The following is a 20,347-nucleotide window of genomic DNA, read 5'->3' as shown; positions in this document are numbered from 1 at the left end:
ACACCCCAAAAGAGCATCGAAGCGGAGGACAAGCGCGTTGGGTAAAATCACAAAGACGTTCCCGTATGGTAACCATACGGTCAAGATCGAAACCGGGGAGATTGCCCGCCAAGCCACGGGCGCCGTCATGGCCAGCATGGGTGACACGGTCGTGCAGGTCACGGTCGTGGGCATGCGCCAATCCGCGCCCGATCGCGATTTCTTTCCGCTGACCGTGGATTACCAGGAGCGCTCCTACGCCGCCGGACGCATTCCCGGGGGATTTTTCAAGCGCGAGGGGCGCCCCTCGGAAAAGGAAATCCTGACCTCCCGCCTGATAGACCGTCCGATCCGCCCACTATTTCCGAAGTCGTTCACCAATGAAGTACAGATCATCGCCACCGTGATGTCACTGGATCCCGATATCGATCCCGACATCATATCGCTCATCGGGGCATCAGCCGCACTGTCGCTTTCGGGCATGCCGTTCAAGGGCCCCTTGGGGGCGGCGCGCGTAGGATATCGCGATGGCCAATACCTTCTGAACCCGGGGATGTCGGATCTTGCCACCTCGGCGCTCGATCTGGTGGTGGCCGGCACCCGCAACGCCGTCTTGATGGTGGAGTCGGAGGCCAAGGTCCTGCCCGAGGATGTGATGCTGGGGGCGGTACTGTTCGGTCATGAGCAGATGCGCGTCGTGATCCAGGCCATCGACGAACTGGTGGCCGAGGCGAAGGTGCAGCCTTGGGACTGGACGCCGCCCGCGAAGGATGCCGAGCTCACCGCGGCCCTCGCCACTGCGATTGGCACCGAACTCACGGCCGCCTATCAGATTCGCGAGAAGCTGCCGCGCCAGGATCGCGTGGCGGAGCTGCGCAACAAGGCAGTGGCAGAGCTTGCCGGCGAGGCGCCCAAGCCCAATGCCGACCAAGTGCTCGCGGCCTTCGGGGCGCTCGAGAAGCGCATCGTGCGCGGACGCATCCTGAGCGGTGAACCGCGTATCGATGGGCGGGACAACAAGACCGTGCGTCCGATCACGATCCGTACCGGTGTGCTGCCACGCACGCATGGTTCGGCGCTCTTTACGCGCGGCGAGACGCAGGCGCTGGTGGTTACGACGCTTGGTACGGGACGCGACGCGCAGATGATCGACGCCCTCGAGGGTGAGCGCAAGGACCCGTTCATGCTGCATTACAATTTCCCGCCATCCTCGGTGGGTGAGACTGGGCGGGTGGGTAGCCCCAAGCGCCGCGAGATCGGTCATGGGCGGTTGGCCAAGCGTGCAATCACAGCGGTTCTCCCGGACCTGGCGGAGTTCCCCTATGTATTGCGCGTCGTTTCCGAGATCACCGAGTCGAACGGTTCGAGTTCGATGGCCACGGTATGCGGAACCAGCCTGTCTCTGATGGACGCCGGTGTTAAGACCAAGGCGCCGGTGGCAGGTATCGCCATGGGGCTCATCAAGGAAGACGACCGGTTCGCGGTGCTGACCGATATTCTGGGCGACGAGGATCATCTCGGCGACATGGACTTCAAGGTCGCCGGGACCGCCGAGGGCGTGACCGCCTTGCAGATGGACATCAAGATCGAGGGGATCAACCGCGAGATCATGGATACCGCGCTAAAGCAGGCGCGGGACGGCCGGCTGCATATCCTGAACATCATGAACGGTGCGATACGCGAGGCGCGCCAGGAGATGTCGGAGTATGCGCCGCGCATCATCACCTTCAAGATCAATCCGGAAAAGATCCGCGACGTCATCGGCAAGGGGGGCGCCACGATCCGCGCCTTGTGCGAGGAGACTGGGGCGACCATCGATATCGATGACGACGGGGTCGTGAAGATCGCGTCCGTGGACAACGCCGCAGGCCAGGAGGCCCGGCACCGTATCGAGCAGATCACAGCCGAGGTGCAGGTCGGCATGGTGTATGAGGGGCGGGTGGCGAAGCTCATGGATTTCGGGGCATTCGTCACCATCCTTCCGGGCAAGGACGGGCTCGTGCATATCTCGCAGATATCCCACGAGCGTGTCGAGAATGTGAGCGAGAAGCTCGCCGAAGGTCAGACGGTGCGCGTCAAGGTGCTGGAGGTCGACAAGCAAGGCCGCATCCGCCTCAGCATGAAGGCGGTGGAAGGCGGTTAGCGGTTCGACGCGACTGCGCGATCGGGCCAGGGGGCGGCGGGGAGGGTTCTGCGCGCCCCCTGTCATTTGGGCCGGGGTTTCGGGCCTGCGACAGTGACATCGATATCAGGAGGGAATATGGAAGGTGCCCCCGCATCCCCTGGTCTGCGCGAGACCATCATGAAAGACCTGCAAGGCGCGGTGCGCCTAGCGATCGCCTATGTGGGCTTGAGCGCTGGACTCTTGCCGGCCGTGGCGCGCCTCGGGCGGGCCGATGGCCATACCATCGCGCAGGCCGCGGGCGCGGACATCGGCTATGTTGTGCGCTGGTGCGATGCGGCCTATGCGTTCGAGCTTCTCGATGAGCGGCCGGAAGGGTTCGTGCTCACCGACCTTGGGCAGGCGTTCCTGCCGGAGGCGCCAGGGACGCTCATGCCTTTTGCCGTTCAGGAGGTGTTAACGGCGCATATCGCCGAACGCGCCGCCGGCCTCATGAAGACCGGGGAGCGTCCCGGAGAGTCGGTGCTCGCGGAGCGTGCCACCATCCTCCCGTGGTTTGGGCCCATGCTCGAGGCCCAGTTCGGGCCAGTCTTCGAAAAGACCATCATGCCGGCAGTCCCGGTCTATGAGCGCGCCGCGGGGCGCGGGGGATTTGTCATAGATCTTGGTTGTGGCAACGGCTGGTATCTCATGCGTCTGGCGCGGGCCTATCCGCGTCTGCGCTGCCTTGGTATCGACGGCTTCGACGAGAACATCCGGCAGGGGCAGGCACGCGCCAAGGCCGCCGGTGTCGATGACCGCGTGCGTTTTGCCAAGGGCGATATTTATGGTTTCGAGAGCCCGGAGCCGGCGGACATCATCGCGCTCAATCGCGCCCTGCATCATGTATGGGACGAAAAGGAGACGGTATTCCGGATCCTGCACGATCATCTGAAGCCCGGGGGTGCGGCGGTGATATGGGAGCCGCATTGGCCTGCGGAACGCACCGCCTTGCGGGAACCGGGACGGCGCATGGTGGCCTTCCAGAACTTGACCGAACACGTCCAGGGCAACCATTTCCTGAGGCCTACCGAGATCGCCTCGGCCTTCCGGACCGCGGGCCTCGTACCCGAGGTCTACGATTTCCTGGACGGGCGTGAGGCGGTGGTGGTCGGTACGCGGCCGTGAGGGCGGCGGGTATCGGAGGGCCCCCGGACCGGAGACGGTTGAGGGCCTGAGGCAGAGTACTCGCCCCCGTAAGATCCGGCGGCGATGGGGCGACTAACAGTGGCGGGCGCGGGATGGCGCCGGCGAATAATACAAGGGGGGTCGTGCGGGATTGCTTGAACCACCCCAGGATGGTCCACACCACGCTCAAAAGAGGTTCTATGGCAGCCCTACGTAAAATGGCGGTGCTACGCAAATTGGTGTTCGTGATCCTGGCCTCCGGGGTTCTGGCCATGCCAGCCCTGGCCGAGAACTGGACGCTGTTCCATCATTACGACTTCAATAAGCCGCAGTTCATCCATTCGCACCCGTTCGCCAAGGAACATTTGGTCGTGCAGGTCGATCAAGGTAACCCGCACCGCTGGGCTCTTGCGCTCTCAAACGTCGACAATGTGTTGAATTACTTTGGCTCCGACAAGATCCAGATCGTGGTCGTGGCCTATGGGCCCGGACTCAAGATGCTGTTTGCCAACAGCCCGCTCAAGCGGCTCGTGCAGAGCCTGAATGCTCAGGGTGTGGAGTTCGATGCCTGCCATATGACGATGCTCGGGATCAAGGCCAAGACCGGACATCTCCCGAAGCTCCTGCCGCAGGCGGTGGTGGTGCCAGGCGGCGTGATCCGTATTATGCAGCTCGAGCAGCATGGTTTCGACCTGCTGAAGCCCTGAGCGACGTGATTAGGAGGCCTGCGGGTGCAAGCCGCGGGGCTCCTGCATATAAGGCCGGAGAAAGGCCCCTAGGCGGTCGTCCAGCCAAAAGCGCGGCGCCCACGGGGTGCCCCCGGCAATGAAGCCCACGTGCCCTCCTTGCGGATAGAGCTCCAGGCGCACCGCGCCCGCCAGTTCGTCGGCGGCCGGTGTACTGCCGGGCATCAGGAACGGATCGTCTTCGGCCTGCACGAGCAGCGTCGGGACGGTGATATGACGAAGATAGGGACGGCAGCTGGCACGCCGGTAATAGTCGTCGGCGTCGCGAAAGCCGTGCAGGGGGGCGGTTATCGCACCATCGAAGGCCCGGAAGTTGCGCAGGGCCTTCAGAAACCGTACGTCGCCGCCTTGCCCCCGGACCTTACGGGCCTGCGAGCGTCTGAGCCAGCGTAACAGCACCCATTGATAGAGGCGTGATGGCCCGCTGTCCAGGCGCTGTGCGGCGCTGGCGAGTTCGAAGGGCACCGACACGGCCGCCGCGGCCTTGAGCGGGGCTTGATCGCCGCGCTCGCCGAGCCACTTCAACAGCACCGAGCCCCCGAGCGAGTAGCCGACCGCGCATACGCCTTCGGGGTGGCGGCTCATCAAGAGATCGACGATGGTCTGGAGGTCTTGGGTCTCGCCGGCATGATAGCCTCGCGGGAGGCGATTGGGTTCCCCGCTGCACCCGCGAAAGTGCATGACCACGGCCTTCCAGCCGGCGGCCCGGCAGTAACGCAGCAGGCGCGTGATATAAGGGGAGCGCGACGAGCCCTCGAGCCCGTGGAGCGCAAGCACGACGCGCCCTGTGCGCGGTGAAGGTATGAGCCAGTCCAGATCCAGGAAATCCCCGTCGGGCAGTGTCACGCGCTCGCGCGTCAGGACCTCACCACCGGCGCGGTCTTGCAGCGCCCCGAGCACCGTCTGGGCGTGGGGATTGCGGGCCCAGATCGGCGCCCTGAAGGGCGTCATTGCGGATCGTGGCCCTGGAGCTGGCGCAGGATATCCGGGTTCTCGAGCGTAGAGACATCTTCATCCACGGTCTCGCCGCGTGCCACCGCGCGCAACAGGCGGCGCATGATCTTGCCGGAGCGGGTCTTTGGGAGGTTGTCGGCAAAGCGGATGTCCGCGGGCTTGGCGATCGGCCCGATCTTCTCGCCCACCCAGGCGCGCAGTTCGGCGATGAGCGCCGCGCGTTCGTCACCACTAGGTCTTGGCCCGCGCGGCACCACGAAGGCGCAGATCGCCTCGCCGGTCAATTCGTCGGGCCGTCCCACCACCGCCGCCTCCGCGATCAGGGGGTGGGCCACGAGCACCGACTCGATCTCCATCGTCCCCAGGCGGTGACCGGAGACCTTGAGGACATCGTCGACCCGCCCCATGACCCAAAAGTAACCATCGGCGTCGCGCCGCGCCCCGTCGCCGCTCACATAGTAGCGATTCTGGAAGCGCTCCCAGTAGGTCTCGCGGTAGCGCTCGGGATCGCCCCAGATCGTGCGCAACATTGATGGCCACGGGCGCTTGATCACCAGGAAGCCGCCTTCGTCGGGGGCGGTCACAGGCGTACCCTCGGCATCCACCACATCGGCTACGATCCCGGGGAGCGGTCGCGTACACGACCCCGGCTTCAAGGCCACGATCCCGGGGATGGGTGCGATCATATGAACCCCGGTCTCGGTTTGCCACCAGGTATCGACGATCGGGCACCGGCCTTGACCTATGACCTGGTAATACCACATCCAGGCCTCCGGATTGATGGGCTCGCCCACGCTCCCAAGGAGTCGCAGGCGACTTAAGTCATGACCGCGCGGGTAATCGTCCCCGTGTTTTTTCAAGGCTCGAATGGCGGTCGGTGCGGTATAGAAGACGCTGACCCGGTGGCGCTCGCAGAGGTCCCAGAAGCGCCCCGGGTCGGGGATGGTCGGGGCCCCCTCGTACATGACCATGGTCGCGCCGCACGCGAGCGGCCCGTAGGCCACGTAGCTGTGGCCGGTCACCCAGCCCACGTCTGCCGTGCACCAGAAGACGTCGTCTTCGCGGATGTCGAACACCCAGCGCATGGTGAGGATGGTCCCGAGGAGATAGCCGGCGCTGGCGTGCTGTATGCCCTTGGGCCGTCCCGTCGACCCCGAGGTATAGAGCAGGTATAGCGGGTGCTCGCTGCCCACGGCCACCGGGGCGCAGTCAGCGCTGACATCGGCCACCGCCTCGTGCCACCAGATGTCACGCCCCGGGCGCCAGGCGATGGCGTTGCCGGCGCGCTTTAGCACGAACAGCGTGCGTACCGTGGGGCACTCGTCTAGTACCTGGTCACAGATGGCCTTCAGTCCGATGATGCGCCCCCCGCGATGCCCGCCGTCGGCGGTCACGACCGCCGTCGCCCCGGCGTCGATGATGCGGCCCTTTAGGGATTCGCCCGAGAAGCCCCCGAATACCACCGAATGGATGGCACCGATGCGCGCGCACGCCTGCATGGCGATCACCGCCTCTGGCACCATGGGCATGTAGATCACCACCCGGTCGCCGGTGTTGATGCCTTGGGCACGCAGGGCGTTGGCGAAGCGCCCGACCTCGGCCAGCAGTTCCCGATAGGTAAGGACGCGCACGTCCCCGGGTTCTCCCTCGAAGACGATGGCCGGCTTGTCGGCGCGTTGCGCAATGTGCCGGTCCAGGCAGTTTACCGAGACGTTCAGGACGCCATCGTCGAACCAGCGATAATGCGGGGCATTGCTCTCGTCGAGGGTGCGGGTGAAGGGCTTGATCCAGTCGATCTCCTCGCGCGCGCGTCGCGCCCAGAAGCCCTCGTAGTCGCTTTCGGCCTCGGCGAGCAACCGCCGGTAGAGCTCCTCGGTCATGGTCCCCCGTGCCCGAAGTCCTTCGGTGGGGGAAACAGACGGTTTTCGCTAAAAAGCGACTCGATGGGGTCGCGCGATTCGTGGGCCAAGGTTCATCTCCCGATATCAGATTCGTTTGTTGGATTCGGCTCTGGCTTGTGGTGATCGCCGACGATAGGGGGCTTGCGCTCTGTGCGCCGATGGCGGCGCACGGCTAGGACCAGGAGCACCACAAGGCCCGCGGCCACGGCATCATCCACCCCATGCATATAGGGTGAGAGTGCCTGCCAATGTTGGCCAAGACGCAGACCGACCCACGCCAAAACCGTGCACCAGATGAGGGAGCCGGCCGCCGAATAGGTGATGAACGCCGCCAGCGGCATGCGCGCCACGCCCGCCGGCAGCGATATGAAGGTGCGCAGGATGGGCAGCAGGCGGCCTAGGAATACCGCCGCCTGGCCGTGGCGCGCAAACCAGGCATGCGCGGAGTCGAGGTCGTGGGGCGATATCAGGATCTTGCGGCCGTGGCGGCGCAAAAACGGCAGTCCGCCGTACGCCCCGAGGGCATAGGCGGCAAGCGAGCCTAACACGTTTCCGATGGTGCCGGCCGCTATGACCCCGAAAAGGCCCAGGGCCTTGGTTGACGCCAGATAGCCCGAAAAGGTCATGATGACCTCCGAGGGGATGGGGATGCAGGCGCTCTCCAGCATCATGAGTGCCGCTATGCCGATATAGCCGGTCTCGCGGATCATGAGCAGCATCGCGCCGGCCAGGGTATGGATGAAGGCGTGTATCACAGCTGAGCCCCCGATCCTCTCACAACCGGACCTATGGCGACCGGTCGACCCGGGGTCTGTTTCTCCCCGCTGACATCACGGCGCGACAGGCCGGCGCGCACCCTCAAGCCATCTGTTTTTCGCGGATCTCGTCCAAGGTCTTGCAGTCGATGCACAAGGTGGCGGTCGGCCGCGCCTCGAGCCTCTGTACGCCGATTTCCACGCCGCAGTTCTCGCAATACCCGTAATCGTCGGCATCGATGCGGCTCACGGCCTCGTCGATCTTCTTGATCAATTTGCGCTCGCGCTCGCGATTGCGCAGCTCCAGCGACATGTCGGTTTCCTGGCTCGCGCGATCATTCGGGTCCGGATGGTTGGCGGTCTCGTCTTGCATGGCGTGCATGGTGCGCGAGACTTCCTGGATGAGCTCCGCCTTCCAGGCGAGCAGAACCTTGCGGAAGTGTTCGCGCTGGCGGGTATTCATGTATTCTTCGCCCTCGGCGACGGAATAAGGCTTTATGCCATGCAGCAGAGTCTGAACTTCCTTCTTCTTCGTGACCGCCATCGATTACTCCTGCGCTCGAGACAATGGTAGGGCTTGCGAGCAAGCGCGAATCTATACCAGAAAGCACAGGGGCATGCAAGAAAGGGTCCGACGGGCGGGGGCATGGCCGGTTTTGAGCGATACCATATAGATAGGGGACGAGATGCTGAAGGCACTGATTTTTGATGTGGACGGGACATTGGCTGATACCGAGCGGGATGGGCATCGCGTGGCCTTCAACCGCGCGTTCGCGGCCGAGGGCCTGCCGGTCGTGTGGGATGAGGCGCTCTACGGAAGGCTGCTTGCCATCACCGGGGGCAAGGAGCGGCTCCTCCATTTCTTTACGCACGTCCGGCCCGATTTGCGCCCGGCGGGCGATCTAGACGCCCTTATACGGCATCTGCATGCTCGCAAGACCGACATCTACAGCGATCTCCTGAATACCGAAGGGGTGCCTTTGCGCCCGGGTATACGGCGATTGCTCACCGAGGCCCGCGACCGGGGTCTAAGACTCGCGATCGCCACGACTACCACGGAAAAGAATCTCGAACCGATATGGGCGGCACTCGGACCGGGGGCGCGCGGCTGGTTTCATACTGTGGGGGCCGGCGATTGCGTGGCGGCCAAGAAGCCGGCGCCCGATGTCTATGAATATGTCCTGGCGGGGCTGGGATTGCCGGCCGGCGCGTGCCTGACCTTCGAGGACTCCGAGAATGGTCTGCGCGCCGCCACCGGTGCCGGCCTGGATACCGTCGTGACGGTCACCGACTATACGCGCGCCCAGGATTTCTCGGCGGCGCTGCTCGTGGTCGACCACCTGGGCGAACCCGACCGGCCGCTGACGCGTCTGTCCGGGACGGCGTTTGCGGGCGGCATGCTCGACGTCGATGCCCTGATGGCCCTTAAAGCCGCCCGGGCGTGAGGCGTGGAGGGGACCATGGAGATATTTAAGAGCTTCCGGATCGAGGCCGCGCATCGTCTGCCCGGCCTGCCCGAGGGCCATAAGTGCTGGCGGTTGCATGGGCACTCGTTTCGCATTGATGTCCACGTGCGCGGGGTGGTCGATGCCCAGCGTGGCTGGGTGATGGATTTTGCGGACGTCGGCGCGGCCTTCCGGCCGATCTTCGACGATCTCGATCATCGTTATCTGAACGATATCGTGGGCCTCGAAAATCCGACCAGCGAGCGCCTTGCCCAGTACGTGTGGGGGCGGCTCGCAGGCGCGCTTCCGGGGCTTGCACGGGTCGTGATCCACGAGACCTGCACCTCCGGCTGCGCCTATGAAGGACCGGGATCAGTCAAGGAAGGCCAAAAGGTCGGCGGGGGTGATTAACAGACCATCGGCCCCCCAGCGCCCGGCTTCATCCGGGGCGGCATAGCCGAAGGCGACCGCGAGGCCCGGCATACCAGCGGCATGGGCCGCCTCGATGTCCCCCTGGTCGTCGCCCACGTAGAGGCAATGTTCGGGGGTGATCTGCAAGAGGCGGCAGGCGTGGAGTAGGGGATCGGGGTGGGGCTTACGACGCGCCAGCGTATCGCCGCCGACCAAGCAGCGGGCGCGGCCGCTCAAGCCCAGGGCGGCGAGCACGCGCGCCGCCAAGCGTTCGGGTTTGTTGGTCACGATCCCCCAGGGAAGATCGCGTGTCTCAAGCGCATCCAAGACCTCGATCATGCCCGCGTTCGGTTCGGTGGCGGTGCCGATCAGGCGCTGATAATGAGCCAGAAAGGCGGCGCGCGTCGCCTCGTAGTCGGCCATGCCCGGCTCAAGGCCGAGTCCTTCGCGCAACAGCGCGACTGTGCCTACCGCCGTCGCCCGCCGCACCCGTTCCGGGTCCACAGGTGGGCTTCCCGGCGGACGCAACGCCATAAGCGCCAGGGCCAGATCCGGGGCGGTGTTGGCGAGCGTGCCATCCAGGTCGAACAGTACGGCCTTCGGCGTCAAGGTTCTTCGCGCCGTGCACACACGAGATAATTGACGTCGACCACCGGCGACAGCGCATAGTGATTCACCACCGGCCAGTAGCGCACGCCGCTTATGGTCTCGGTCGCGAGCCCCGCGGCCCGCATCCATGCGGCGAGCTCCGAGGGGCGGATGAAGCGCGCATACTCGTGGGTGCCGCGCGGCAGGATGTTCAGCACGTACTCCGCGCCCACGACCGCCATCAACCACGCCTTGGGTGTGCGATTGATGGTCGAGAAGAACACCCGGCCGCCGGGCTTCACCAGTCGCGCGCAGCTCGCAACCACCGACGCGGGGTCGGGCACATGTTCCAGCATCTCAAGGCAGGTCACGACGTCAAAGGCGGCCGGGCTCGTGTGCGCGAGGTCTTCGACTGAGGTCTCGCAATAGTCGATGGCAAGGCCGTTTTCGATGGCATGCAGGCGCGCCACGAGCAGCGCCTCGTGCGCCAGATCGATGCCCGTCACATTGGCCCCGGCGGCGGTCATGGCTTCCGTGAGCAGGCCTCCGCCACAGCCTACGTCCAGCACCTTGCGGCCTGCCAGATCGACGCGTTCCTTGATGAACCGCAGGCGCAATGGGTTCATGCCATGCAGGGTCTTGAGCGGTCCCTGCGGATCCCACCAGTGGCCGGCGACTGCCTCGAATCGTTGGAGTTCTTTGGGGTCGGCATTCTGCGCCGGGGTCATGACAGGCCTCCATGATCGCTCGCGCGTATCTTATCACGCCAGGCCGCAGCGCGGCCGATGATCGCCGTTTCGTCCAGGGTCAGCACTTGCCGGTCGCGCAACAGCGGCCGGCCCGCGACCCAGACATGCGTCACCTGATCACGGCTTGCGGCATAGATGAGTTGTGAAAGCGGGTCATAGACGGGCTGTGTGGAGGGCGCACCCAAGTCGACTGCAATCAGATCGGCGCTCTTGCCGACGACGAGCGACCCGATGTCATCGCAAAGTCCCAGGGCCCGGGCGCCGTTCAAGGTGGCCATCTCCAGCGCCACCGCCGCCGGCACGGCGGTGGCATCCCCGCTCGTACCCTTGGCGATCAAGGCCGCTGTACGCATCTCCCCGAACATGTCGAGGTCGTTATTGCTGGCCGCGCCATCGGTGCCGAGGGCGACATTGACCCCGGCGCGGGTGAGTGCCGTGACCGGGCAGATGCCGGCGGCGATCTTCAAGTTGGACTCGGGACAGTGGACGACGCTCACCCCACGCTCGGCGCACAACGCGATCTCGTCTGTGGTCAGCTGGGTCATGTGCACGGCCATGAGGTTGGCATGGACGAGCCCCAAGCGGTCGAGCCGTGCCAGGGGGCGTACGCCGTGGCTGTGCAGCGACTGGGTGATCTCGCCTGCGGTCTCGTGGATGTGCATGTGCAGGGCGATATCGAGCTCGTCGGCGCGCACGCGGATCTGCGTCAGGGTGTCATCGGATACCGAGTACGGGGCGTGCGGGGCGAGCATCGGTGTTATGAGCGGATCGTGGCGCCAGCGGTCGCACAGCGCGATCCCGCGGCTTAGATATTCCTCGGGATCGCGGGCCCAGGCGGTCGGGACGTCGATGACCACGAGACCAATCGCCGCGCGCAGCCCCGCGCTCGTGGCCACGCGCGCGGTCTCGTCGGCGAAGAAGTACATGTCCGCGAAACAGGTGGTACCGCCGCGGATCATCTCGAGCGCGGCGAGCGCGCTGCCGTCGCGCGCGAAGTCGCCATTGACATGGCGGCCCTCCGCCGGCCAGATGTGCTCGTTTAGCCATTGCGCGAGCGGCAGGTCGTCGGCAAGCCCGCGAAAGAGTGTCATGGCGGCGTGGGTATGGGCATTGACGAGCCCCGGGAGCAGGACATGACCGGGGAGATCTATGGTGTGCGCCGCCGCGGGTGCCGCGGCCTGCGGCAGCAGTGCGGCGATGCGGCCGTCGCGTATGAGCACGGCGTGGTCGTACAGCACCTGGCCGCGCGGTTCCACCGGGATAATCCAAGGGGCCTTCAGGCAGAGATCGCAGTCCATCATAGCCTCGTGCGGTTTGGGGTCTGGCGCGCCTGCGCGGTCGGGGCGCGGAAGGTCTCGATCTCGATCACGCGACCGCCCTCCCGCCAGACGAAGGTGTCGCCGAAATCGCGCGCCGTGGCGTCTTGACGCGCAAGCTTTTTCCCCATGCCGCTGTCGGCGAGCCGGGGCTGTCCGAGACTTTTTGCCATTGACCCGACGAAAAGGCGGCCGTCCTCATGATAGCATCATCGCCGGGCATGAGGCGCAGGGTGTGGAGGAATATGGGTGTGGATGCGGTTCTCTATGACAAGGTGCGCGCCGTCGCGTGGCGCGATGGCGTGGTGCGGCTTTTGGATCAGCGCGTGCTGCCCGCGACGCTACGCTATGAAGAGTGCGCGACGGCCGCCGAGGTCGCGGCCGCCATCACCGCCATGGTCGTGCGCGGGGCACCGGCGATCGGGGTGACCGCGGCCTATGGCGCGGTGCTGGCGGTCAGCGAGGCCTACAGACGCGCACCCACCGACTGGCGCGCGGCCGCGCGCGTCGATCTTGCCGCGCTGCGCGAAAGTCGCCCGACGGCCGTGAATCTCGGCTGGGCCCTGGATGTCATGGAGCGTGTAATGGAGACCATCGGCGCGGGGTCCCCGGTGGCCGCGGTGCTCGCGGCCGCGCGGCGGCTGCATGATGAGGATATCGCCGCCAACCGACGTATGGGCGCGCTCGGCGCGGCCTTGCTGCCGCCGCAGGCCCGTGTGCTCACGCACTGTAACACGGGGGCGCTCGCCACCGGCGGCTATGGCACGGCGCTGGGCGTGGTGCGCGCCGCGGCCGCCACCGGCGGCATCCGCATGGTCTATGCCGATGAGACCCGTCCGTGGCTGCAGGGGGCCCGGCTCACCGCCTGGGAGCTCGTGGAGGAGGGGCTGCCGGTGACCGTGCTCGCCGACGGCGCGGCCGCCGCGCGGCTTCGTGCGGGTGATATCGCAGCGGTGCTCGTGGGCGCCGATCGTATCGCCGCCAACGGCGATACCGCCAACAAGATCGGGACCTATGGGCTCGCGATATCGGCGCGCCATCACGGCGTGCCCTTTTACGTCGTGGCCCCGGTCAGCACGATCGATGTCGCGACCCCCGACGGCCACGGGATTCCCATCGAGGAGCGCGCCGAGGGCGAGGTGTTGGGCTGCCAGGGGCTCACGCATAGCCCGGCGGGGGCGCGTGCCTGGAATCCGGTCTTCGATGTGACGCCGGCGGCGCTCATCACAGCGCTCATCACTGAGCGCGGGGTGCTGCCATCCCCCGATGCCGAGGGTATGGCGCGGCTTCTGGCGCAGCCGACCCCCGTCTGAGCGCGGCCCGCATCCAGGTCGCTCCCGAAGGGCGTGGGCGGCCTGGGTTCTTTAGGGAGGCACACGAGCGCCCCGGGTCCCTGTTTCCAGGGCCGTGCGCCATGCTAAGGTGCCGCGAAAGGTACCCGGAGGCGCGCCGGTGAACGCGGGACGTATCGTGGTGTTGGGGATGATGGTGCTGGGGATGGGGGCGGTGTCCGCCCACGATCGTCTGTCGGCCCTGTCGATGGCCCAGAAGCGCGCGGCGCAGGCGTATTTTCGGGCCCACGCGCTCGGTTTTAGCACCTATTACGGCCTATATCATCCTGGGCCTTACTGGATCCTCCAGCAAAAGTCCCTGCACCTCACGTCGGCGCAGCGCCGGCAAGAGACGGCGCTCAAGGATGGCATGGCGAGAACGACGCTGCAGGATAATCGCAGACTACAGAAGGCCTATGCGCTTTATGCGCGCTTGAGCCAGGAGAGTCATCCCGATATCACGCGCTTGGAGCGCGCCATCCACGCCGTGGGCGACGATACGGCCCGGCTCGCCGTCGAAATGGTACCCTACCATCACAAGGCCTACCGGCGGCTCTCGCCTGCGCAAAAGCGCATCTATGCCACGCTCGTAGCCGCGCGCGTCCGGCAGGCCCTGGCCCACCACAAGCGAAACCCCTGATTGCCAAGACCTGAGGCGGCCTTATAAGGAGGCCTCCCGCGCGCGTCTCGCCGATTGTGGGGCGGGGCTTTGGTCGCGCCGCTTTTGGCCTGGCAAGGCGCCCGCACTTCCCCGACCACCCTCCCATGGTTCAGAAAACCCATCCCGGGCGAAGGACGAGCGGGACGCGCCACCGCCGTGCGCTGCCATCTCCCGGCACGAATCGCCGCTATGCCCGCCGAAGCCCAAAGGACTCGGCCGGCCCTCACCGGGCCCCGATGCGCGGCATGAGGGCTTACGACTATTAGAGCTTCCGACTATAAGAATGCTCCGATGTCTCTGATCTGTGTCAAAACACCCCCGGATCTATCCCCTTAGGATAGCGCCCGCTGAGCCGGGTATCTCTCTTGCGGTAGGGACCGGCTCCCGATGGCGCCTCGCGGCGATCCGCGCGGCGGCGGACACGACGGGCAGGGTGGCGGCCGGTCCCTCCAGGGCCCGGGCGCCGACCCGCCACATTCATGAGGCTTTCGGAGATATGCCAACAAACAGGTTGCGATCACGGGTGTGGCGGGTCCTTTCCCTTGCGCCACTCTGGCTTCTCGCGGGCTGCGTTAAGCAGCACGCCGGGGATGATTTCTGGATGCTGGACCCCAAGGGGATCATCTCCGCGACTCAGGACCATTACCTGACCCTCGATGTCCTAGTCATGCTACTCATCATCGTGCCCACCGGGATCTTCATCGTGTGGGCGATGCGCCATTACCGCAAGGACGGCGGGCGCGGGCATTACGATGGCCGATGGGACCACTCCAACGTCCTCGAGGCGATCGTCTGGGGCATACCGATCGTGACCGTCGGGATCCTGTCTTACTATTCGGTCAAGGCCATCTATGCCGTGAACCCCTATCACCCGACAGTCATTGCGCGCGCCGAGCGCGCTACCCATGCCCGGGATCCGCTCGACGTCGACGTCATCTCCACCGACTGGCAATGGGTGTTCGTGTACCCCAAACAGCACATCGCCACCGTCGATCGCCTGGTCATCCCCACCGGTGTTCCGGTGCGTTTCCGGCTGACGTCGGCGACCGTCGTCAATGATTTCTACATACCGCAGCTGGTCGGCATGATCGACGTCATGCCGGGCATGCGCGTCCGGCAATCGCTCGTGGCCTCGAGCACCGGGACCTACGAGGGATTCTCCGCCGATTACAGCGGCGCGGGGTTTTCGTGGATGGACTTCGAGACGCGCGCGGTCTCGCCCCAGGCGTTCGGCGCGTGGGTGGCCAAGGTCCAGACCGCGCCGGCACACCTCACCTACGCGACCTTCCGAACGGTCGCGCGGCCGACGATCAACGTCCATGGCCGCGTGGCCTACTTCTCACAGGTCCAGCCGGGTCTGTTCCGGCATGTGGTGGCCGAGACCATGGCCGGCAAGACCTACCCGACACCGATGGCCATGACCGAGAACATGACGGGCTATCTGCGCCGGCAGGCCCGCCGCGACGCCCACAACCGAGATTAAGGAGAGGAATCGTTCATGCTAGTGCATATCGATGGGCCGTGGAGCCCGCTGTTGGGCCGCTTGGCGCTGAGCGAGATACCCTATAACAACCCTATCCTGGTCGGGACCTTCGTGTTCGCGACGCTGCTGGCCGTCGTGCTGATTGGGCTTGCCACCTATTTCGGGATGTGGCGTACGCTGTGGCGGGACTGGCTGACCTCGGTCGATCACAAGAAGATCGGCATCATGTACATCCTGATCGGCCTTGTGATGCTGTTTCGCGGCTTCATAGATGCGGTCATGATGCGCACCCAGCAGGCCTTGGCGGTGGGGCCGCATTCGCCGGGCTACCTGCACTCGCTGCACGGTTATCTCACGCCTTATCATTTCGATCAAATCTACACCGCGCACGGGACCATCATGATCCTGTTCGCCGCGACCCCGCTTTTGGTCGGCATCATGAACATCCTGGTGCCCTTACAGATCGGCGCCCGCGACATGGCCTACCCCTATCTGAACGCGGTGTCCCTGTGGCTTACCGCCGCCGGCGCGGCGCTCGTGATGGTCTCGCTCTTCATCGGGGATTTTGCCCATGCCGGCTGGTTCGGGATCGTCCCGGTAATGGAGCTCCCCTATAGCCCGGGGGTCGGCGTCGATTACTGGATGTGGGCCTTTCAGTTGAGCAGCATCGGTACGACACTGGGCGGCATCAATCTGCTGGCGACGATCGTGAAGATGCGCGCCCCGGGCATGACCTGGGGACGGCTGCCGATCTTCACATGGGCCTCTTTGAGTGCCAACCTGATCAGCCTCACGACCTTCCCGGTGCTCACCGTGACGCTCGCGCTGCTGGCCCTCGATCGTTATGTCGGCACGCATTTCTATACCGCGGGCCTGGGCGGTAACCTGATGCTCTATAACGACCTCTTCTGGATATGGGGTCATCCGGAGGTGTACTTCGTAATCCTGCCGGCGTTTGGCATGATCTCGGAGATCATCCCGACCTTTTCCGAAAAGCCGCTCTTTGGCTACATGGGTATGGTGCTGGCGTCGCTTGGCATCGCCGGGGTGTCGTGGGGGGTGTGGTTGCATCACTTCTTCACCATGGCCTCGGCGCCGGCGGTCAATGCGTTTTTCAGCATCACCACCATGGCGGTCGGCATCCCCACCGGGGTCAAGGTGTTCAACTGGGCGTTTACGATGTTTCGCGGACGTCTGCGCTTCGAACTGCCCATGATGTGGGCCTCGGCAGCCCTGTTCTTCCTGCTCGTGGGCGGACTCACCGGCATGATGAACGCGTTTGCGACCAACGACTACATGGTCCATAACAGCGTGTTTGTGGTGGCCCATTTCCACATGATGCTGCTGCTCATCGTCTACGCCATATTCGGTGGCGTGAATTACTGGTTCCCGAAGGTCTTCGGATTCCGCTTGGAGCAACGCTTCGGGAAGATGTTCTTCTGGTTGTTCACCGCCGGTACCGCAGTGGTCTTCATCCCCATGTTCACGCTGGGCTTCATGGGCATGACCCGGCGCCTCGATTACATCGCCTTCCCGCAGTGGGGGCCGCTGCTCGATGTCGAGGTGGTGGGGATCGGGATCTATGTGTTGTCGGTGGTGGCGCTGCTCGCCCAGCTCTATGTGAGTTTCCGCGATCGCGCACGTAATCGTGTCGGCCTCGATGCCTGGGAGACGTCGCGCAGTCTCGAGTGGATGACGCATTCACCGGTGCCCTTCTACAACTTCGCGGTGACCCCCGAGGTGCATGCCCGTGACGAGCGCGCCTGGCGTGTGGAGCATGGGGTCGATACCGTACGCCCGGAACGCTATGAGGACATCCACATGCCGCGCAACACCGCGACCCCGCTGTGGCTCGGCCTCCTATCCTTTGGTTTGGCCTTCGGTCTCGTGTGGCGCATCTGGTGGCTGGCCGAGGTCTGTACCGCGGCGATCATAGCGCTCATCGTCATCCGGTCCTTCGATCACGATACTGACTATACGATCGCCGCCAAGGACATCGAGCGCATGGAACGTGCCATCCGCGACATCCCGAGCGGGCGTCCGGTGGCCGATGATGTGATAGGCGGTGTGCCGGCGTTCCGCGAGGGTATGTAGCAACAGGCGCTGCGAAGACAAGGCGCTGTCTGCCGTGGCGGTCGGAAATGGCCGGCGCGGCGGCCTTTGGGATCACGATAGCCTTATGGGAGAGAGAGTGATGAGCACGGCGACGAGCGGGATGCTGGATGCCAGGAAAAGTCCGATGTGGTCGTCAGGCCACGGGCACGACGCCATATCGACGCGGACCCTGGGCTTCTGGCTGTACATGTTGAGCGACGCCATGATGTTCACGGCGTTGTTTGCGGCCTATACGGTCCTTGGACACGAGGTCAACGCCGCCGGTGGCCCATGGGCTACGACCGTGGCCCATCCGGGCGTGGCATTCAAGGAGACCGTGTGGCTTTTTTCAAGCGTTCTTGCCTACGGTTTTGCCATGATCGCCCTGAAGAAGGGCCATCGTGGCGGGGTGATGCTCGGGATCACGGCGGCGCTCTTGATCGCGCTTGGCTTCCTGTCGGTCGACATCCACGAGATCCTGCATCTATTCCGCATGGGCGCCACCCCACAACGCAGCGGCTATCTGTCGGCATTCTTCACGCTCGTGTTCTATCACGGTTTGCATGTGGTAGCGGGCATCGCCTGGATGCTTGTGATGCTCATCCAGGTGGCGTTCACGGGGCTTACCGAGAAGGTCGTCTATCGGCTGCTGAACCTGCGGCTCTTCTGGCACTTCCAGGCCGTGATGTGGGTCTTTATGTTTACCTTTCTCTATCTGCGAGGCGCGATCGTATGACGCATACCACGGATAACGCATGGCAACACCCGGAGGTCCAACTGGCGGGCGGCGGCTATGTCGTCGCCTACCTGCTGGGGCTTGCGTTGATGGGCTTGTCGCTTTGGATCGTCCGTGAGCATACGCTCGCGCCCATGGACATCGGTATCGCGATCTCGGTGGTGGCGGGTCTTGCGGCGCTCATCCAGTGTGTGCTGCTCCTGCATCTGAACGTCTCCGAGACGCAGATCTGGCAGACGGTGGCGCTGATACTGTTCATCCCGTTGTTCATCCTCACCATAGGACTCACCTCGTGGATGTTCCATGGCCTCTACCGGCGCACTATGTTGATGCCCGTCGCGCATGTGAGCGCGCCCGCAAGCCGCGCCCAGGCGAGCGCTAGCGCAAGGGCGCCGGGCTGACCTTGACGACATCGGCGCGGCATAAGGACGCCGGCCCACAAGCGATTCGAGGCCCTTGGCGAATAAGAGATGGCGAGGGGCGGCGGTGGCCGCCCCTCGTCTCTGCGATGACGCGCCACTCCAGCAGCTGGGTGATAGACGCGATACCTGCAACAACGGCGTAATCCTTAGCTGTCCCCCTAAGGTCGGGATGCCCTCTTCAGCGGGCGTACGGCAGAGGGTGCGCACGATGGCGACCTGCCTCGCAAGGGGGTGCCGGGAGGCTGCGGATGGACGTACCATCCTCCCCGCGGATGGGCATCGCAACGCGCGCGGGCGCCCGGGCGATACATGATGACAAAGACTGAGACGCACGGTAACGGCCCATGGCTTGCGCGGGGTCTTCGCGCCGTAGGCGTTCGCCTGTCCTGTGTTCCGTACGAGATCCTCTCACAAAGTAGCCTCCCGGCCGTTGCTGGCCACCCATCCCGTCGCCCAGGTCCGCCTCGGATGTTCCGTGATCGAGGTGTGGCGCTCGCGGCGCGGCTTGGGCGCAACCGTGTGTCCATACGGGCTGGTCGCGTTGCCGTAGGCTATGGCGACATGGTATGAGGGGCGTTTGTGGCGCGTGGGGTAGGGCGGCATGGTGGTGATGATTCTCGTCTACATGGGGCTTGGGCTTGTCACCGGGCTGCTCGCCGGCATGCTCGGCATCGGCGGGGGCAGTGTGGTGGTGCCGGCGCTGGTATTTGTGTTTGGCAAAGAGCATCTCGCCCCGGGACTGGCCATGAAGCTTGCCATAGGGACATCGCTTGCCAGCATCCTCTTTACTTCGCTTGCCGCCATCCGCGCGCAGCAGAAGCGGGGTGCGATCGACTGGTCGGTGGCCGCGCCGCTTGGGCTTGCCACCTTGGTCGGGAGTCTTGCCAGCGGCTATCTGGCGGGTTTTCTGCCCGGTGTCCTCTTGAAGGAGATCTTCGGGGTGTTTCTGACCCTAGTCGGCCTGCAGGTGTTCGCCGACTGGCGGCCGGCGGCCCATTGGCGCCTACCGGCACGCCCCGCGCTCATGGGTGTGGGGGTGGGCATAGGGGCCTTGTCGGCGATCCTGGGCATTGGAGGCGGCAGCCTGACCGTCCCGTTCCTGACCGCTTGCAACGTCGACATGCGCCGCGCGATCGCCATCTCCGCGACCCTGGGGCTGCCGATCGCGTTCTTTGGCGCCCTGGGCTTTGCGCTCTCCGGCCAGCATCGGGCCGGTCTGCCGCCGGGTACTGTCGGTTATATTTATCTGCCGGCCCTGGCTGGGCTCACCACCGTCGCCCTGCTGGTCGTGCCGCTCGGCGTGCACCTCGCCCACAACCTGCCGGTCACGCAATTGAAGCGCGTGTTCGGTGTCCTATTGATCCTAGTCGGCGTGCAGATGGTATTTGGGGGGTAATGGACATGGCCGCAGTCGCTTGGGATTGGCCGCCACGGCCCGCCGCGCTTGTGGGATGGGCGCGATCCGGCCTAGACTTCGGTGATCCGGG

The 20,347-nt window shown here is 64.9% G+C and carries 19 protein-coding genes and 1 pseudogene; 12 read left to right on the top strand and 8 right to left on the bottom strand.

Translation table 11 applies throughout. The features are described from left to right. The first annotated feature begins 37 nt into the window (after nt 1-37). The 3 genes from pnp (at nt 38) to C4900_RS11730 (ending at nt 3,975) form a co-directional block, all read left to right on the top strand. A complete protein-coding gene (gene pnp / locus C4900_RS11740; protein ID WP_176716042.1) occupies nt 38-2,122 on the top strand; it encodes a polyribonucleotide nucleotidyltransferase in 2,085 nt (694 codons plus the stop codon). 117 nt (nt 2,123-2,239) lie between these two features. Next, a complete protein-coding gene (locus tag C4900_RS11735; RefSeq protein WP_065972066.1) occupies nt 2,240-3,268 on the top strand; it encodes a class I SAM-dependent methyltransferase in 1,029 nt (342 codons plus the stop codon). Between the two features lie 200 nt (nt 3,269-3,468). Further along, nucleotides 3,469-3,975 carry a DsrE family protein gene (locus C4900_RS11730; RefSeq protein ID WP_065972067.1) on the top strand — a complete coding sequence of 169 codons (507 nt, stop codon included), beginning with the start codon at nt 3,469-3,471 and terminating at the stop codon, nt 3,973-3,975. Nucleotides 3,976-3,984: 9 nt separating this feature from the next. Here the strand turns inward: C4900_RS11730 and C4900_RS11725 are convergent, their stop codons facing one another. The 4 genes and pseudogenes from C4900_RS11725 to dksA all read right to left on the bottom strand — a co-directional run bounded on the left by C4900_RS11725 (nt 3,985) and on the right by dksA (nt 8,168). Next, entirely contained in the window at nt 3,985-4,965 is a 981-nt protein-coding gene (locus C4900_RS11725; RefSeq protein ID WP_065972068.1) for a hydrolase, read from the bottom strand. Continuing rightward, nucleotides 4,962-6,937 (bottom strand): annotated as a pseudogene (gene acs, locus C4900_RS11720) (acetate--CoA ligase). Before acs ends, C4900_RS11725 begins: the two are co-directional and overlap by 4 nt. 3 nt (nt 6,938-6,940) lie before the next feature. After that, nucleotides 6,941-7,624, bottom strand: a complete 684-nt coding sequence (locus C4900_RS11715) for a DedA family protein (RefSeq protein WP_065972070.1) — start codon at nt 7,622-7,624, stop codon at nt 6,941-6,943. A 103-nt stretch (nt 7,625-7,727) separates the two neighbouring features. After that, a complete protein-coding gene (gene dksA / locus C4900_RS11710) occupies nt 7,728-8,168 on the bottom strand; it encodes an RNA polymerase-binding protein DksA (protein ID WP_065972071.1) in 441 nt (146 codons plus the stop codon). Nucleotides 8,169-8,310: 142 nt separating this feature from the next. Here dksA and C4900_RS11705 point away from each other — a divergent pair, with 142 nt between their 5' ends. Both C4900_RS11705 and queD read left to right on the top strand, forming a co-directional pair. Then, nucleotides 8,311-9,069, top strand: coding sequence for an HAD-IA family hydrolase (locus C4900_RS11705; RefSeq protein ID WP_114283140.1), 759 nt, complete (start codon nt 8,311-8,313; stop codon nt 9,067-9,069). A 15-nt stretch (nt 9,070-9,084) separates the two neighbouring features. After that, complete coding sequence (gene queD, locus C4900_RS11700) at nt 9,085-9,480, top strand: 6-carboxytetrahydropterin synthase QueD (RefSeq protein ID WP_065972073.1); 396 nt, start codon at nt 9,085-9,087, stop codon at nt 9,478-9,480. Here the strand turns inward: queD and C4900_RS11695 are convergent. The 4 genes from C4900_RS11695 to C4900_RS16080 are packed head-to-tail and all read right to left on the bottom strand — an operon-like array spanning nt 9,442 to nt 12,264. After that, nucleotides 9,442-10,089 (bottom strand): HAD family hydrolase, encoded by a 648-nt coding sequence (locus C4900_RS11695; RefSeq protein ID WP_065972074.1) that lies wholly within the window; start codon nt 10,087-10,089, stop codon nt 9,442-9,444. The two genes, queD and C4900_RS11695, sit on opposite strands and share 39 nt — an antisense overlap. Beyond that, nucleotides 10,086-10,796: a bifunctional 2-polyprenyl-6-hydroxyphenol methylase/3-demethylubiquinol 3-O-methyltransferase UbiG gene (ubiG, locus tag C4900_RS11690; protein WP_114283139.1), complete on the bottom strand. Its 711-nt coding sequence runs from the start codon at nt 10,794-10,796 to the stop codon at nt 10,086-10,088. The genes C4900_RS11695 and ubiG overlap by 4 nt, the downstream gene beginning before the upstream one ends. After that, nucleotides 10,793-12,118: a TRZ/ATZ family hydrolase gene (locus C4900_RS11685; RefSeq protein WP_211306926.1), complete on the bottom strand. Its 1,326-nt coding sequence runs from the start codon at nt 12,116-12,118 to the stop codon at nt 10,793-10,795. The genes ubiG and C4900_RS11685 overlap by 4 nt, the downstream gene beginning before the upstream one ends. Next, a complete protein-coding gene (locus C4900_RS16080) occupies nt 12,115-12,264 on the bottom strand; it encodes a hypothetical protein (RefSeq protein ID WP_170132534.1) in 150 nt (49 codons plus the stop codon). The genes C4900_RS11685 and C4900_RS16080 overlap by 4 nt, the downstream gene beginning before the upstream one ends. Nucleotides 12,265-12,384: 120 nt before the next feature. Between C4900_RS16080 and mtnA the strand changes: the two genes are divergently transcribed. From mtnA to C4900_RS11645, 7 genes are all read left to right on the top strand, one after another. Next, nucleotides 12,385-13,446 carry an S-methyl-5-thioribose-1-phosphate isomerase gene (mtnA, locus tag C4900_RS11675; RefSeq protein WP_211306925.1) on the top strand — a complete coding sequence of 354 codons (1,062 nt, stop codon included), beginning with the start codon at nt 12,385-12,387 and terminating at the stop codon, nt 13,444-13,446. A gap of 139 nt (nt 13,447-13,585) precedes the next feature. Then, nucleotides 13,586-14,104 (top strand): hypothetical protein, encoded by a 519-nt coding sequence (locus C4900_RS11670; RefSeq protein WP_114283136.1) that lies wholly within the window; start codon nt 13,586-13,588, stop codon nt 14,102-14,104. A 517-nt stretch (nt 14,105-14,621) separates the two neighbouring features. Beyond that, complete coding sequence (locus C4900_RS11665) at nt 14,622-15,608, top strand: ubiquinol oxidase subunit II (RefSeq protein WP_114283135.1); 987 nt, start codon at nt 14,622-14,624, stop codon at nt 15,606-15,608. 15 nt (nt 15,609-15,623) lie between these two features. Beyond that, nucleotides 15,624-17,702 (top strand): cbb3-type cytochrome c oxidase subunit I, encoded by a 2,079-nt coding sequence (locus C4900_RS11660; RefSeq protein WP_083995840.1) that lies wholly within the window; start codon nt 15,624-15,626, stop codon nt 17,700-17,702. Nucleotides 17,703-17,802: 100 nt separating this feature from the next. After that, nucleotides 17,803-18,438, top strand: coding sequence for a cytochrome c oxidase subunit 3 (locus C4900_RS11655; RefSeq protein ID WP_065970510.1), 636 nt, complete (start codon nt 17,803-17,805; stop codon nt 18,436-18,438). Next, the gene (locus C4900_RS16360; RefSeq protein ID WP_065970512.1) at nt 18,435-18,839 is read left to right on the top strand and encodes a hypothetical protein; all 405 of its coding nucleotides are present in this window, start codon (nt 18,435-18,437) and stop codon (nt 18,837-18,839) included. The genes C4900_RS11655 and C4900_RS16360 overlap by 4 nt, the downstream gene beginning before the upstream one ends. Nucleotides 18,840-19,461: 622 nt before the next feature. Then, nucleotides 19,462-20,256, top strand: coding sequence for a sulfite exporter TauE/SafE family protein (locus C4900_RS11645; protein WP_211306924.1), 795 nt, complete (start codon nt 19,462-19,464; stop codon nt 20,254-20,256). Nucleotides 20,257-20,347: the final 91 nt, after the last annotated feature.

It is taken from the genome of Acidiferrobacter thiooxydans (assembly GCF_003333315.1).
In the GTDB taxonomy this organism is placed as follows: Bacteria; Pseudomonadota; Gammaproteobacteria; order Acidiferrobacterales; family Acidiferrobacteraceae; genus Acidiferrobacter; species Acidiferrobacter thiooxydans.
The sequence above is the reverse complement of the archived record's forward strand: the minus strand, read 5'-3'. Positions and strand labels throughout refer to the sequence as shown.